Source organism: Klebsiella pneumoniae (assembly GCF_000742135.1).
Lineage (GTDB): Bacteria > Pseudomonadota > Gammaproteobacteria > Enterobacterales > Enterobacteriaceae > Klebsiella > Klebsiella pneumoniae.
Window position 1 is genome coordinate 493,026 of record NZ_KN046818.1, and the last position, 15,332, is coordinate 508,357.

The 15,332-nt window shown below is 56.5% G+C and carries 16 protein-coding genes and 1 other annotated feature; of the genes, 10 read left to right on the forward strand and 6 right to left on the reverse strand.

Features of this window, described 5'->3' with window-relative positions; genetic code table 11:
• Positions 1-37 precede the first annotated feature (37 nt).
• The gene (arcA, locus tag DR88_RS22565) at positions 38-754 is read right to left on the reverse strand and encodes a two-component system response regulator ArcA (protein WP_002887843.1); all 717 of its coding nucleotides are present in this window, start codon (positions 752-754) and stop codon (positions 38-40) included.
• A 95-nt stretch (positions 755-849) separates the two neighbouring features.
• On the opposite strand from arcA, the gene yjjY reads away from it, so the two are divergent.
• The 7 genes from yjjY to DR88_RS22540 all read left to right on the forward strand — a co-directional run bounded on the left by yjjY (position 850) and on the right by DR88_RS22540 (position 7,804).
• Positions 850-990, forward strand: coding sequence for a YjjY family protein (gene yjjY, locus DR88_RS29615; protein ID WP_004146984.1), 141 nt, complete (start codon positions 850-852; stop codon positions 988-990).
• Between the two features lie 396 nt (positions 991-1,386).
• Complete coding sequence (locus DR88_RS22560) at positions 1,387-2,073, forward strand: tRNA/rRNA methyltransferase (RefSeq protein ID WP_004182880.1); 687 nt, start codon at positions 1,387-1,389, stop codon at positions 2,071-2,073.
• Positions 2,074-2,284: 211 nt separating this feature from the next.
• Entirely contained in the window at positions 2,285-2,353 is a 69-nt protein-coding gene (gene thrL / locus DR88_RS27610; RefSeq protein ID WP_004222578.1) for a thr operon leader peptide, read from the forward strand.
• Positions 2,292-2,409: a sequence feature (Thr leader region), on the forward strand. (Overlaps the previous gene by 62 nt.)
• A gap of 25 nt (positions 2,410-2,434) precedes the next feature.
• The gene (thrA, locus tag DR88_RS22555; protein WP_025861072.1) at positions 2,435-4,897 is read left to right on the forward strand and encodes a bifunctional aspartate kinase/homoserine dehydrogenase I; all 2,463 of its coding nucleotides are present in this window, start codon (positions 2,435-2,437) and stop codon (positions 4,895-4,897) included.
• A 1-nt stretch (position 4,898) separates the two neighbouring features.
• Complete coding sequence (thrB, locus tag DR88_RS22550; protein WP_002887853.1) at positions 4,899-5,828, forward strand: homoserine kinase; 930 nt, start codon at positions 4,899-4,901, stop codon at positions 5,826-5,828.
• A gap of 3 nt (positions 5,829-5,831) precedes the next feature.
• Positions 5,832-7,112, forward strand: coding sequence for a threonine synthase (gene thrC / locus DR88_RS22545; protein WP_004146988.1), 1,281 nt, complete (start codon positions 5,832-5,834; stop codon positions 7,110-7,112).
• 314 nt (positions 7,113-7,426) lie between these two features.
• Positions 7,427-7,804, forward strand: a complete 378-nt coding sequence (locus DR88_RS22540; RefSeq protein WP_004222583.1) for a hypothetical protein — start codon at positions 7,427-7,429, stop codon at positions 7,802-7,804.
• 68 nt (positions 7,805-7,872) lie between these two features.
• On the opposite strand, the gene yaaA is transcribed toward DR88_RS22540, so the two are convergent.
• Positions 7,873-8,646 carry a peroxide stress protein YaaA gene (gene yaaA / locus DR88_RS22535; protein WP_002887869.1) on the reverse strand — a complete coding sequence of 258 codons (774 nt, stop codon included), beginning with the start codon at positions 8,644-8,646 and terminating at the stop codon, positions 7,873-7,875.
• Between the two features lie 77 nt (positions 8,647-8,723).
• Complete coding sequence (locus DR88_RS22530; protein WP_004222586.1) at positions 8,724-10,154, reverse strand: alanine/glycine:cation symporter family protein; 1,431 nt, start codon at positions 10,152-10,154, stop codon at positions 8,724-8,726.
• A gap of 202 nt (positions 10,155-10,356) precedes the next feature.
• Here DR88_RS22530 and tal point away from each other — a divergent pair, with 202 nt between their 5' ends.
• The 3 genes from tal to DR88_RS22515 all read left to right on the forward strand — a co-directional run bounded on the left by tal (position 10,357) and on the right by DR88_RS22515 (position 13,421).
• Complete coding sequence (tal, locus tag DR88_RS22525) at positions 10,357-11,310, forward strand: transaldolase (RefSeq protein WP_002887897.1); 954 nt, start codon at positions 10,357-10,359, stop codon at positions 11,308-11,310.
• Between the two features lie 99 nt (positions 11,311-11,409).
• Complete coding sequence (gene mog / locus DR88_RS22520) at positions 11,410-11,997, forward strand: molybdopterin adenylyltransferase (RefSeq protein WP_002887898.1); 588 nt, start codon at positions 11,410-11,412, stop codon at positions 11,995-11,997.
• A 119-nt stretch (positions 11,998-12,116) separates the two neighbouring features.
• Positions 12,117-13,421, forward strand: coding sequence for an MFS transporter (locus DR88_RS22515; protein ID WP_004146012.1), 1,305 nt, complete (start codon positions 12,117-12,119; stop codon positions 13,419-13,421).
• A 62-nt stretch (positions 13,422-13,483) separates the two neighbouring features.
• Here the strand turns inward: DR88_RS22515 and satP are convergent, their stop codons facing one another.
• The 3 genes from satP to DR88_RS22500 form a co-directional block, all read right to left on the reverse strand.
• On the reverse strand, positions 13,484-14,050 hold the full coding sequence (gene satP, locus DR88_RS22510; protein WP_004177461.1) for an acetate uptake transporter: 567 nt from the start codon (positions 14,048-14,050) through the stop codon (positions 13,484-13,486).
• Between the two features lie 88 nt (positions 14,051-14,138).
• Entirely contained in the window at positions 14,139-14,888 is a 750-nt protein-coding gene (gene msyB / locus DR88_RS22505) for an acidic protein MsyB (RefSeq protein ID WP_032443789.1), read from the reverse strand.
• 27 nt (positions 14,889-14,915) lie between these two features.
• Positions 14,916-15,320: a DUF2541 family protein gene (locus tag DR88_RS22500; protein ID WP_002887909.1), complete on the reverse strand. Its 405-nt coding sequence runs from the start codon at positions 15,318-15,320 to the stop codon at positions 14,916-14,918.
• Positions 15,321-15,332 lie beyond the last annotated feature (12 nt).

Here is a 15,332-nt window from a genome sequence, read left to right on the forward strand (position 1 = left end):
GCGCCGTTTTCGCATCATGGCTGCGGAATAAATCGTATTATTCCTGCAGATCGCCACAGAAACGGTAGCCTTCACCGTGAATGGTAGCGATGATTTCCGGGGTATCCGGAGTGGATTCGAAGTGTTTACGAATCCGACGAATGGTCACGTCAACGGTACGGTCATGCGGCTTCAGCTCGCGACCGGTCATTTTCTTCAGCAGCTCGGCACGAGACTGAATTTTGCCCGGGTTTTCGCAGAAGTGCAGCATCGCGCGGAATTCACTGCGCGGCAGCTTGTACTGTTCGCCGTTCGGGCTAACCAGGGAACGGCTGTTGATATCGAGTTCCCAGCCGTTGAACTTGTAGCTTTCCACGCTGCGACGCTCTTCGCTCACGGTACCGAGGTTCATGGTACGGGAGAGCAGGTTGCGCGCGCGAATAGTCAGTTCACGCGGGTTAAACGGTTTAGTGATATAGTCGTCAGCGCCGATTTCGAGGCCAAGGATCTTATCCACTTCGTTGTCGCGACCGGTTAAGAACATCAGCGCGACGTCTGCCTGCTCGCGCAGCTCGCGCGCCAGCAGAAGACCATTTTTACCCGGCAGGTTGATATCCATGATCACCAGGTTGATATCATTTTCAGACAGGATCTGATGCATTTCCGCGCCATCGGTCGCTTCGAATACATCGTAACCTTCTGCTTCGAAAATACTTTTTAACGTGTTGCGTGTTACCAACTCGTCTTCAACGATAAGAATGTGCGGGGTCTGCATGTTTGCTACCTAAATTGCCAACTAAATCGAAACAGGAAGTACCAAAGTCCCTGACCTGCCTGCTGCATGTCGCAAATTAACATGCGCGGCGTAACATGACTAAAGTACGTAATTGCGTTCTTGATGCACTTTCCATCAACGTCAACAACATCATTAGCTTGGTCGTGGGTACTTTCCCTCTGGACCCGACGGTGTCAAAAACGGCTGACATCCTAACCATTTTAACAGCAACATAACAGGCTAAGAGAGGCCGAACACCCAATAAAACTACGCTTCGTTGACATATATCAAGTTCAATTGTAGCACGTTAACAGTCTTGTGAAATCATTGCATCGCCATGCTCTTTATAGTCACAATCTTTACCCGGCTCAACTAGTTGCGTGGATAAATTAATAAATACAGTGAATCCAAAGCCTGAAACGATGCATCAGATGAAATTGCATTGCCCATCATATGGATAAATGGGTTCTGTTAACATACTCCTTGTCACGGCCTCCTGAGAACAGTTTAGATTTTTTTATGGGTAAGAAAACGCAATTTTAGTGATTTTTGTTGCAAATTTGTAAATTTTCACCGCGTAAAATGGGGGGCGCTGCGCCTCGATAACGCCTGAGAGAGAGAAAGAAACCGCAATGCGTTTAACGATTATTTTAGTCGGTCCTGCCCGGGCCGAGAACGTCGGCGCTGCCGCCAGGGCGATGAAAACCATGGGATTTCGCGAACTACGGATCGTCGATAGCGAAGCCCACCTGGCGCCGCCGGCACGCTGGGTGGCGCATGGCTCAGGCGACATCCTCGATGGTATCACCACCTATCCCACCCTTGCCGAGGCGCTGCATGACGTTGATTTTACCGTCGCCACCACCGCCCGCAGCCGCGCGCGTTTTCACTATTACGCCACGCCGCAGCAGCTGTTGCCGCTGCTGGAGGAGAAGGCGCAGTGGATGACGCACGCGGCGCTGGTTTTTGGCCGTGAAGACTCCGGGTTGAGCAATGAGGAGCTGGCGCTGGCTGATGTGTTGACCGGTGTGCCGATGGCTGCGGATTATCCGTCGCTGAATCTCGGCCAGTCGGTGATGGTCTACTGTTATCAATTAGCATCGCTAATGCAACAAACGGCGCCCGCCGCCGCTGCGGCAGACCATCATCAGCTGCAGGCCTTACGTACTCGTACCCTGGCGTTACTTTCGCGTTTGGGCGTGGAGGATGATGCCAAACTGGCCGACTGGTTGTCGCAACGGCTGGGCCTGCTGCAGCAGCGCGACACGGCAATGTTGCATCGTTTGCTGCATGATATTGAAAAAAACCTGCCAGAATAAAACTCTGTCATATTTTTTATTTATGGATGTGTATGCTGTTCTATGAGCTGGTTTTCCGCCGATCTGGATGTTTTTTCTCACGGCAGCGGGAAAATACGTAAGCCTGCTGAAATGGGGCAAATTGAGAAATTCATTGACTTAAGACGGCAGATACTTTAACCAATATAGGCAGGACATACAGACAGATAAAAATACAGAGTACACAACATCCATGAATCGCATCGGCATGATTACCACCATTATCACCACCACCATTACCACAGGTAACGGTGCGGGCTGACGCGTACAGGAAACACAGAAAAAAGCCCGCACCTGAACAGTGCGGGCTTTTTTTTTGACAAGAGATCAAGGGGTAAGAACCATGCGAGTGTTGAAGTTCGGCGGTACATCAGTGGCAAATGCGGAACGGTTTCTGCGGGTTGCCGATATTCTGGAGAGTAATGCCAGGCAGGGGCAGGTAGCGACGGTCCTGTCTGCCCCGGCGAAGATCACTAACCACCTGGTAGCGATGATTGAAAAGACCATTGGCGGCCAGGATGCCCTCCCCAATATTGCCGACGCCGAACGCATTTTTGCCGAACTTCTTCAGGGCCTTGCCGACGCCCAGCCCGCTTTCCCGCTTGCCCAGTTAAAAGCCTTCGTGGAGCAGGAATTTGCTCAGATTAAGCATGTTCTGCACGGCATCAGCCTGCTGGGTCAGTGCCCGGACAGCGTCAATGCCGCGCTGATCTGCCGCGGCGAAAAGCTCTCCATCGCCATCATGGCGGGTCTGCTGGAAGCCCGTGGACATAAAGTCAGTGTCATTAACCCGGTCGAAAAACTGCTCGCCGTGGGTCACTATCTGGAATCCACCGTCGATATCGCCGAATCCACCCGCCGCATTGCCGCCAGCCAGATCCCGGCAGACCATATGATCCTGATGGCCGGGTTTACCGCCGGCAATGAGAAAGGCGAGCTGGTGGTGCTGGGGCGTAACGGCTCCGACTACTCGGCTGCGGTACTGGCCGCCTGCCTGCGCGCTGACTGCTGCGAAATCTGGACCGATGTCGACGGAGTGTACACCTGCGATCCGCGTCAGGTGCCGGATGCGCGCCTGCTGAAATCGATGTCTTATCAGGAGGCGATGGAGCTCTCCTACTTTGGCGCGAAAGTGCTGCACCCGCGCACTATCGCCCCTATCGCCCAGTTCCAAATCCCATGCCTGATTAAAAATACCGGCAACCCACAGGCGCCGGGAACGCTTATCGGCGCCAGCCGCGACGAAGACGATTTGCCGGTGAAAGGCATCTCCAACCTCAACAACATGGCGATGTTCAACGTCTCCGGGCCGGGGATGAAAGGGATGGTCGGCATGGCGGCCCGCGTCTTCGCCACCATGTCCCGCGCCGGCATCTCGGTGGTGTTGATCACTCAATCTTCTTCCGAGTACAGCATCAGTTTCTGCGTGCCGCAGAGCGACTGCGTACGTGCCAAACGGGCGATGGAAGATGAGTTTTATCTGGAGCTGAAAGAGGGGCTGCTGGAGCCGCTGGCGATTATGGAGCGTCTGGCGATCATCTCCGTGGTGGGCGACGGAATGCGTACCCTGCGCGGTATCTCGGCGAAATTCTTTGCGGCACTGGCCCGCGCCAATATCAATATCGTGGCGATTGCCCAGGGCTCTTCCGAGCGCTCAATTTCGGTAGTGGTCAGCAATGACGACGCCACCACCGGCGTGCGCGTGACCCATCAGATGCTGTTCAACACCGACCAGGTGATTGAAGTGTTTGTCATCGGCGTCGGCGGCGTCGGCGGCGCGCTGCTAGAGCAGATCAAGCGCCAGCAGGGGTGGCTGAAGAACAAACATATCGATCTGCGCGTCTGCGGTGTAGCCAATTCTCAGGCGCTGCTGACCAGCGTGCATGGCCTGAATCTGGAAAACTGGAGTGCGGAACTGGCGGAGGCGAAAGAGCCGTTTAATCTTGGCCGCCTGATCCGCCTGGTGAAAGAGTACCACCTGCTCAATCCGGTGATCGTCGACTGTACCTCCAGCCAGGCGGTCGCCGATCAGTATGCCGACTTCCTGCGCGAAGGTTTCCATGTGGTGACGCCGAACAAAAAGGCCAATACCTCTTCGCTGGATTACTATCACCAGCTGCGCCATGCGGCCAGCAGCTCGCGGCGTAAGTTCCTCTATGACACTAACGTTGGCGCGGGCCTGCCGGTGATTGAGAACCTGCAGAACCTGCTCAACGCCGGCGATGAGCTGCGCCATTTCTCCGGGATCCTGTCCGGCTCCCTGTCGTTTATCTTCGGCAAGCTGGACGAGGGGGTGAGTTTCTCCGCGGCGACGGCGATGGCCCGTGAGATGGGGTATACCGAGCCGGATCCGCGCGACGATTTATCCGGGGTGGATGTGGCGCGTAAACTGCTGATTCTGGCCCGTGAGACCGGGCGCGAACTGGAGCTGGCGGACATTATCGTCGAGTCGGCGCTGCCGCCGGACTTCGACGCCAGCGGCGATGTCGAGACCTTTATGGCCCGCCTGCCGTCGCTGGACGATGGTTTTGCCTCGCGGGTTGCTAAGGCGCGCGATGAAGGTAAAGTCTTGCGCTACGTCGGTAACATCGAAGAGGATGGTACCTGCCGGGTAAAAATAGCCGCGGTTGACGGCAACGATCCGCTGTTCAAAGTTAAGAATGGTGAGAACGCGCTGGCTTTTTATAGCCATTATTATCAGCCATTGCCGCTGGTGCTGCGCGGCTATGGCGCCGGGAACGACGTCACGGCGGCCGGCGTATTCGCCGACCTGCTGCGCACCCTGTCCTGGAAGTTAGGAGTTTAAGATGGTCAAAGTATATGCCCCGGCTTCCAGTGCCAATATGAGCGTCGGGTTTGATGTGTTGGGCGCGGCGGTCACGCCGGTCGATGGCACGCTGCTTGGCGACAACGTCACTGTCGAAGCGGCGGAGCAATTTAGCCTGCAGAATCTTGGACGCTTCGCCAGCAAACTGCCGACGGCGCCGCAGGAGAACATTGTTTACCAGTGCTGGGAAAGCTTTTGCCGGGAGATCGGCAAGACGGTGCCGGTGGCGATGACGCTGGAAAAAAACATGCCGATTGGCTCCGGGCTGGGTTCCAGCGCCTGCTCGGTGGTCGCTGCGCTGGTGGCCATGAACGAGTTCTGCGGCAAGCCGCTGAACGAGACGCGCATGCTGGCGCTGATGGGAGAGATGGAAGGGCGTATCTCCGGCAGCATTCACTACGACAACGTGGCGCCGTGCTATCTTGGCGGCATGCAGTTGATGATCGAAGAGAATGGGATTATCAGTCAGCAGGTGCCCGGGTTTGATGAGTGGCTGTGGGTGCTGGCCTATCCGGGGATTAAAGTCTCTACTGCTGAAGCGCGGGCGATTCTGCCGGCGCAGTATCGCCGCCAGGATTGTATCGCCCATGGTCGCCACCTCGCGGGCTTTATTCACGCCTGCTACACCCGCCAGCCGCAGCTGGCGGCAAAATTGATGAAAGATGTGATTGCCGAACCGTACCGAACCAAACTGCTGCCGGGCTTTAGCGAAGCGCGTCAGGCGGCCATGGAGATGGGCGCCCAGGCTTGCGGCATCTCCGGCTCTGGCCCAACGCTGTTCGCGTTGTGTGATAAACCGGATACCGCACAGCGCGTCGCCGACTGGCTTGGCGCGCACTATCTGCAGAATCAGGAAGGCTTTGTTCATATTTGCCGGCTGGACACGGCGGGCGCACGCGTAGTGGGATAACCAATGAAACTGTATAACTTAAAAGATCATAACGAGCAGGTCAGCTTTGCGCAGGCCGTCACCCAGGGACTTGGCAAGCATCAGGGCCTGTTCTTTCCGCACGATCTGCCGGAATTCAGCCTGACTGAAATCGACGACATGCTGGCGCAGGACTTTGTCACCCGTAGCGCCAAAATTCTATCCGCCTTTATCGGCGATGAGATCCCGCAGGATGTCCTGCAGCAGCGGGTGCGCGCGGCGTTTGCGTTTCCGGCGCCGGTAAGCAAGGTTCAGGAAGATGTCGGCTGTCTGGAGCTGTTCCATGGCCCTACGCTGGCGTTCAAGGATTTCGGCGGCCGCTTTATGGCGCAGATGCTGACCCACATCGCAGGCGATAAGCCGGTCACCATCCTCACCGCGACCTCTGGCGACACCGGGGCGGCGGTGGCGCATGCTTTCTACGGCCTGCCGAACGTCAAGGTAGTGATCCTCTATCCGCGCGGCAAGATCAGTCCGCTGCAGGAGAAGCTGTTCTGTACCCTCGGCGGCAATATTGAAACCGTGGCGATTGATGGCGACTTTGATGCCTGCCAGGCGCTGGTGAAGCAGGCGTTTGACGATGAAGAGCTGAAGGCGTCGCTGGGTCTCAACTCGGCTAACTCCATCAACATCAGCCGCCTGCTGGCGCAGATCTGTTACTACTTCGAAGCGGCGGCGCAGCTGCCGCAGGAAGCCCGCAATCAGCTGGTGATTTCCGTGCCGAGCGGCAACTTCGGCGATCTGACCGCCGGTCTGCTGGCCAAGTCGCTGGGGCTGCCAATCAAGCGCTTTATCGCCGCCACCAACGCCAACGACACCGTTCCGCGCTATCTGCAGGGCGGCGAGTGGGCGCCAAAAGCCACCCAGGCGACGCTGTCCAACGCCATGGACGTCAGCCAGCCGAACAACTGGCCGCGCGTTGAAGAGCTGTTCCGCCGTAAAATCTGGCGTCTCAGCGAGCTGGGCTATGCCGCGGTCGATGATGAGACCACCAAAGCAGCGATGCGCGAGCTGAAGGCCATCGGCTACATCTCTGAACCGCATGCGGCGATTGCCTGGCGCGCGCTGCGCGATCAGCTGCAGCCGGGAGAGTACGGCCTGTTCCTCGGCACCGCCCATCCGGCGAAGTTCAAAGAGAGCGTGGAGGAGATCCTGCAGGAGACTCTGCCGCTGCCGAAGGAGCTGGCCGACCGCGCCGACCTGCCGCTGCTGTCTCACAACCTGCCGGCGGATTTCGCCGCGCTGCGTAAGCTGATGATGGGCTAAGCCAGGCAATAATATCGGCAACATGATCGACCAAACCGGGCAGCTATTGCCCGGTTTTTATATTTAACGCACTTTTCCATATCAGTAAAATTTCTCTCCATAAAATTCCCCACACTATTTTATTGTCAGCGCACTGCTTTTATTGCAAACTCTTTTACGGATTGTCTTCTTTGCCGGATAATTCCACTGGATTATCTTTTTTATTTATTATTTCATGCTGCTTATATTTATGCTGCTGATTTTATTATGAAGCAGCTATAGATATCATTTGTTATAGATGCATTGTTAATGCACAAGGTTTTCAAGGAGGAAACATGCGTATTTTATCTCTTTTTTTGGTGATGTTCGCTTTAACAGGCTGCTCCGGGACAACGATTGGCGGTAATGAAGATAAATTAACGCCAGCCTATCTGAAACAACATCTCATTGTCGGAAAAACCACCAAGGCCGAGGTTCGTCAGTATTTTGGTGCCCCGGATTCTGGTCATACGACGGTGACGGCGTCGGGTAAAGAGAGCTGGTATTATTCAGTAGATAAAGGGATCAACCTGGTCAGCCTCGCGGGTTCCATGATCCCGGTAACCGGGGCATCGCAAGCTGCCGATGCGGTCGATAAGTCCAGCCAAAAAGATTCGAACTCGCTGATGATTTTCTTCGATGAAAAAGGCGTGGTGGAAAACTGGGTGCGTTAAAATAAGTAATAATCTGCTTAATTATATTGAAAAGGGGAATGACTCCCCTTTTTTATTACCGTAACGTGTTACTGCTCGTGGCGTTTAAACACCAGTTCGCCTTTCTCTGAGGCATCCGCATCAAAGAAATAGCCTTCGCTATTAAAAGCTTTGAGCTGCTCCGGCTGGGTTAAGCGGTTTTCAATAATGTAGCGACTCATCAGGCCGCGGGCTTTCTTCGCATAAAAACTGATCACTTTGAATTTGCCGTTCTTCTCATCGAGGAATACCGGCTTGATCAGCTGACCCTGCAATTTTGGCGTTTTCACCGATTTAAAATATTCATCGGAAGCCAGGTTGATGACGATATCGTCGCCCTGGTCGCGCAGCGCCTGATTCAGCTTCTCGGTAATGGTATCCCCCCAGAACTGGTACAGATCTTTGCCGCGCGGATTTTCCAGACGGATCCCCATCTCCAGGCGGTAGGGCTGCATCAGGTCTAACGGGCGCAGCACGCCATACAGCCCGGAGAGCATGCGCAGATGCTGCTGGGCGAAGTCAAAGTCGTCCTCGGTGAGCGTCTCTGCCTGGAGGCCAGTGTAGACATCGCCTTTAAAGGCGAGGATCGCCTGGCGGGCATTTTGCGGCGTAAAGTCAGGGTGCCAGTCGTGGAAGCGGGTGGCGTTTAGATCCGCCAGCTTGTCACTAATGCTCATCAGCTTGCCGATTTGCGGTGCGCTCAGCTTACGGGCGATGCCGATAAGCTGCTGAGAATACTCGAGGAGTTCGGGCTGGGTATAGCGAGTCGTTGCCAGCGGGCTTTGATAATCGAGCGTTTTAGCAGGTGAAATCAGAATCAGCATATCCAGTCCTTGCAGGTAATTTCGACGAATTTTAACAAAAAAAGTGCATGGTGGGATCGATAGCTGCAATTGCCGCGCTATTCGCGCGGCAATTCATTCCAGGTGCCTGGGGCCAGCTGTTGGTCAATATCCGGGTAACGAGTGGCATCGAAAGTCGGCTGGATACCCAGCCGCCGCTGACGCAGATAATCGCTGGCGATAATCCGCACCGTCGGGGAGAGCAGCAGAATGGCCGTCAGGTTGGTCATCGCCATCAGCGCCATGATGATATCCGCGCTCTGCCAGACGACAGGCAGGCTAACCATGGTCCCCAACAGCACCATCAGGACGGTGAGTATTCGCAGCCCCCAGATATAGCGGGGCTTATCCAGGCGCAGGAAGACCAGATTATTTTCCGCGTACACGTAATTGGCTACGATAGAGCTAAAGGCGAACAGCAGCACGATGAGGGCGATAAAACCCGCTCCCCAGCCGCCGACCAGCACGCTCATCGCGTGTTGCAAGTCCTGAATACCGTTGAGCGTATATTCATTGTCGGGCCGCGGCGCCAGCATGACGATAATCGCGCTTGCGGTACAGATCACGATAGTATCGATAAACACGCCAATCATCTGCACGATCCCCTGCGCCGCCGGGTGCGGCGGCCAGGAGGCGGCGGCCGCGGCGGCGTTAGGCGAAGAGCCCATCCCTGCTTCATTGGAGAACATGCCGCGCTGGAAGCCGCTGGTCAGCGCCTGGCTGATGGTGTAGCCCACCGCGCCGGCGGCGGCCTCCTGCCAGCCGAAGGCGCAGCGAAAGATGGTGGCGAAAATCGTCGGCAGGGCGGTGATGTGCCACAGGCCGATGAGCAGGCTGGTGGCGATCCACAACAGCGCCATAAAGGGAACGATCCATTGCATCAGACGCGCCACGCCGCGTAAACCACGGAGGATCGCCAGCAAAACGACAACGGCCAGCACGCCGCCGCTGACCGCCGCCGGCAGATCGAACGCATAGCGCAAGGCATGGGCCACGGAGTTAGCCTGCACGGTATTGAAGATAAAACCATAGGCCAGCAGGAGGAGGATCGAAAACAGGACGCCCATCCAACGCATGCCGAGCCCGCGCGCCATGTACCAGGCCGGGCCGCCGCGAAACTGTCCGCGGCTATCGCGTTCTTTATACAGCTGAGCAAGGGAACATTCAGCAAAGCTGCTGGCCATGCCGAGCAGGGCGGAAACCCACATCCAGAATACGGCGCCGGGCCCACCGGCGGCGATCGCCAGCGTCACCCCGGCAAGATTGCCGCTGCCGACCCGGGCGGCAAGGCTGGTACAGAGCGCCTGAAAGGACGTTAAACCACCCGGCTGCGGGTGCAGGCTTTTTTTTAGACTGCGGCCGAATTTGCGCACGTAACGAAACTGAATACCCCGGGTTTGCCAGCTAAACCAGATACCGGCGCCCAGTAGCAGATAAATCATCACTGAGCCCCAGAGTATTTCATTGATAAATGAGAGAAAATCAGGCATTAAACATCCTCTTGTCCATGCCGGCACGCCAGTGTAAGCGTTACCAATTAAGTGACAATCCTTTCGCTTTCAGCAAATTAATCTGCATAGTTTATCACACTCTGCGCTCTTCTCTCGTCGGCGGTTGCGCTGACCCGGCAGCGTGTTATCATCTGGGCAGACCGGTTACATCCCCTTAACTGCTGTTTAAGAGAAATATATCATGACGGATAAATTAACTTCTCTGCGTCAGTACACCACTGTCGTCGCTGACACCGGAGATATTGCGGCAATGAAGCTGTATCAGCCTCAGGATGCCACCACTAACCCTTCCCTGATTCTCGGCGCGGCTCAGATCCCTGAGTACCGTAAGCTGATTGACGACGCTGTCGCCTGGGCTCGTAGCCAGAGCAGCGATCGCGCGCAGCAGATCCTCGATGCTTCCGATAAGCTGGCGGTGAACATCGGTCTCGAAATTCTGAAACTGATCCCGGGCCGTATCTCCACCGAAGTGGACGCACGTCTCTCCTATGACACCGAAGCGTCTATCGCGAAAGCCAAGCGCATCATCAAGCTGTACAACGACGCGGGCATCAGCAACGATCGCATTCTGATCAAACTGGCCTCCACCTGGCAGGGCATTCGCGCCGCTGAACAGCTGGAAAAAGAAGGCATTAACTGTAACCTGACGCTGCTGTTCTCCTTCGCTCAGGCTCGCGCTTGCGCCGAAGCGGGCGTCTTCCTGATTTCGCCGTTCGTTGGCCGTATCCTCGACTGGTACAAAGCCAACACCGACAAGAAAGAGTACGCACCGGCAGAAGATCCGGGCGTAGTTTCCGTCAGCGAAATCTACGAGTATTACAAGCAGCACGGCTATGAAACCGTCGTGATGGGCGCAAGCTTCCGTAACGTTGGCGAAATTCTGGAACTGGCTGGCTGTGACCGCCTGACCATCGCCCCGGCGCTGCTGAAAGAGCTGTCCGAAAGCGAAGGCGCTGTTGAGCGTAAGCTGGTATATACCGGTGAAGTGAAAGCGCGTCCGGAGCGTATTACCGAATCTGAGTTCCTGTGGCAGCATAACCAGGATCCGATGGCGGTAGACAAACTGGCGGAAGGTATCCGTAAGTTTGCGATCGACCAGGAAAAACTGGAAAAAATGATCGACGAACTGCTGTAATCGCGCAGGTGGCCGACGCCCGTCGGCCACATTACACTGTCTGTCCCGCCTCCGGCAGTGTATCATTTCGTTTAACGCCACAGTTTGAACGGAATAACCATGAATACCTTACGAATCGGCTTAGTTTCCATTTCCGATCGCGCCTCCAGCGGCGTCTATCAGGACAAAGGCATCCCGGCACTGGAAGAGTGGCTGGCACGTGCCCTGACCACCCCTTTCGAGCTGCAAACCCGTCTGATTCCGGATGAGCAGGCCATCATTGAGCAAACGCTGTGCGAACTGGTTGACGAAATGGGGTGCCATCTGGTGCTGACCACCGGCGGAACCGGCCCTGCGCGTCGCGATGTGACGCCCGACGCAACGCTGGCGATCGCCGATCGCGAGATGCCGGGCTTCGGCGAGCAAATGCGCCAGGTTAGCCTACACTTTGTGCCGACGGCTATCCTTTCCCGGCAGGTCGGTGTGATCCGCAAGCAGGCGCTGATCCTCAACCTTCCCGGGCAACCGAAAGCAATTCAGGAGACTCTGGAAGGGGTGAAAGATGCTGACGGCAACGTGCTGGTGCACGGTATTTTCGCAAGTGTACCTTATTGTGTACAGTTGCTTGAAGGGCCTTATGTGGAAACCGATGGCCGTGTAGTAGAAGCTTTTCGTCCCAAGAGCGCCAGACGCGAAACTTTATCCTGAATTTGATGCATTTTTGATATAACCTGCATCGCTAATGGTGTGCCGTTTTATTTACGATATAGTGATTTTTACTTTACACACTATAAAACACGCTGCACACCTCAGGATGAAATTGCGTTATGTCATATGCAAACCGACCGCTCAACCGCCAGGATTATAAAACGCTGACGCTGGCCGCCCTGGGCGGCGCGCTGGAGTTTTATGACTTTATCATTTTCGTTTTCTTCGCCGCCGTCGTCGGCGAGCTCTTCTTCCCTGCGGATATTCCCGAATGGCTGCGCCAGGTGCAAACTTTTGGCATTTTCGCCGCCGGTTACCTGGCGCGTCCGCTGGGGGGAATCATCATGGCCCACTTTGGCGATCTGGTGGGGCGCAAGAAAATGTTCACCCTCAGCATCCTGCTGATGGCGCTGCCAACCCTGGCGATCGGTCTGCTACCGACCTATAGCTCGGTAGGTATCATCGCCCCGCTGCTATTGCTGCTGATGCGTATTCTGCAGGGAGCGGCGATCGGCGGTGAAGTTCCAGGCGCCTGGGTGTTTGTCGCTGAGCATGTCCCGGAAAAACGCATTGGTATCGCCTGCGGCACGCTGACGGCCGGCCTGACGGTTGGCATTCTGCTGGGGTCGGTGGTGGCCACGCTTATCAATACCAGTCTGACGCCGCAGGGGATCCACGACGGCGGCTGGCGGATCCCCTTCCTGCTGGGCGGCGTATTTGGTCTGATAGCGATGTATCTGCGCCGCTGGCTGCAGGAGACGCCGATTTTTCTTGAGATGCAGCAGCGCAAAGCGCTGGCGCAGGAGCTGCCGGTAAAAGCGGTGGCGCTCAAGCACCAGAAGGCGGTGGTGATCTCTATGCTGCTGACCTGGCTGCTGTCGGCTGGCGTGGTGGTGGTGATCCTGATGTCGCCGGTCTGGCTGCAGAAGCACTATGGTTTTGCGCCGGCCATTACCCTGCAGGCCAACAGCATCGCCACCATTATGTTGTGCATCGGCTGTCTGCTCGCCGGGCTGGCGGCGGACCGCTTCGGCGCCAGCCGCACTTTTATCGTCGGCAGCCTGCTGCTGGCGGTTGCCAGCTGGGCATTTTACCATCTTGCCGGCGCCAGCCCGCAGCGGCTGTTTCTGCTCTACGGTACGGTGGGGCTGTGCGTCGGCGTGGTGGGGGCGGTGCCCTATGTGATGGTGCGGGCCTTCCCGGCGGAAGTACGCTTCACCGGCATCTCTTTCTCCTACAACCTGTCGTACGCGATCTTTGGCGGCCTGACGCCGATTGCGGTCACCATGCTGATGGGGGTGTCGCCGATGGCGCCGGCCTGGTATGTGCTGGCCCTGTCGCTGATGGGGCTGGGATTAGGTATCTGGCTGCGTCAGGAGCTGACGGCGCCGACGGGGATGCCGGAAGGGGAGCTGCAGCGTTAACGATGGCTAGCTGATGCTGATAATGACCTGCCGCCGCCCTGTGACCGGACGGCGGCGGAAGATTAGCGCGGTTCGCCGATCGGCAGCACGGTGCGGCCGAACTGTTCGTTCAGCACTTCACCCATCGCCAGGTAAATAGCGCTGGCGCCACAAATCAGGCCGACCCAGCCGGCTACCTTCACAATGCCTTCGTTATCGACCAAATGGCCAATCGCCAGCAGCGCGAACAGTACGGTCAGGCTCAGGAAGACAAACTGCAGCATGCGGGCTGCCTTCAGGGTGCCAAAGAACATAAACAGGGTAAAGACGCCCCACAGGCCGAGGTACATACCGAGGAAGTGCGCGTTTGGCGCGTCTGCCAGGCCCATTTTCGGCATCAGAAGAATCGCCACCAGCGTCAGCCAGAAGCTGCCGTAGGAGGTAAAAGCGGTTAAGCCAAAAGTGTTGCCTTTTTTGTATTCCAGCAGGCCGGCAAAAATTTGCGCAATGCCGCCGTAAAAAATGCCCATCGCCAGGATAGCTACATCGAATGCGAACAGGCCGCTATTCGCCAGGTTAAGCAGAATAGTGGTCATGCCGAAGCCCATAAGGCCCAGCGGTGCCGGATTAGCCAACTTAGTGTTGCCCATAATTCCTCAAAATTATCATTAAAAGGGAAGCATTACCCCGCGACTTGGCGGCGGGGCGCGGCATAATAATGAGGCGCTGAAGGGCTGTCTATGATCTGGCGGGGTATTTTTCACCAATTTCCGCGGTGTCTGACGGCGGCTGGAGCATGTGCCGTAAACAGGCAATATGCAGGACCGCGGGGATGGTGACCCGGTAGGCGCTGCCGCTCACCGCTTTCACGCTGTTCAGCGCGGCGCCGAGCGGTCCGCCCAGCCCGGCGCCGCGCACCAGGCCATGACCGATGACGCTCACCGCGGCGTGCGTGCGCAGGATGGCGGTTAAGCGTTCGTCCAGCAACAAAGTGACGCCTTCGCTTAGCTTGCGATGCCTCAGCAGATGAGCCATCAGGCTGTCCAGCTCATGGCTCCGGCACTCCACCGCGGCGAGAAAGTGCGCTTTTTGCTCCGCGTTCAGTTTATTCCAGCTGTGCTGCAGAAAATGCGCCAGCAACTGCTGCTCGATCTGCGGCGTCGACAGCTGTTTGTCGACCTTCGCTTTCAGTCGTTTACATACATCCAGCAGGATCGCGCGATAAAATTTGCCATGGCGGCGCAGCGTGTTGGCGATGCTATCGCCGCCAAAATGCTGTAGCTCACCGGCGATTAGCTGCCAGTTGCGGCGATAACGCTCCGGGTGCCCCTCCATCGCTAAAAATGTCTCGTTGCGCAGGAGCGTGCTGGAGAGACGGGGTTTGCCATTTTCCCCGTGGGTCAGAATGCGGGTAAAGGCTTCCAGATGCGCCTCGCTGCACTCAGGCAGAAAGGCGAGATCGTCATCCTCCAGGTAATTAATATGCATAACGTTTTCTCTCGGGCAGGGGCGACATTAGTCATCGCCGATAATTTTCAGTGATGCCATATCTGAGGAGTGCACCGTGTGGCCGGAGAAGGCGATCTTCTTCACGCAACGTTTGTTGTCGTTATCGCTATTGATGTTGATCCAGCCGGTGGTGCTGCCCTCTTTGATCCCGGCGGGGACGTTCAGCGTGTGGCTGGCGCCGCGGCTGGCCTTAAAGTAGACCGTCGCCCCGGAGAGTTGTACATCGCCGCGGTCGGCGCTGAGCTGAATGCGTTTGACCACCCGGCAGACGGGGAGCGTCAGCGTCAGGTCGTTGGTTTCATTGCGCGGCATAGCTATCACGCCGAGAATTTTATGGTCGTTAGCGGCCGCCGAGGTGATAAATGACACGCCGAGGATAAGCCCTACGGAAAGCCGGTATAGCGATTTCATTAATTTGTCCCC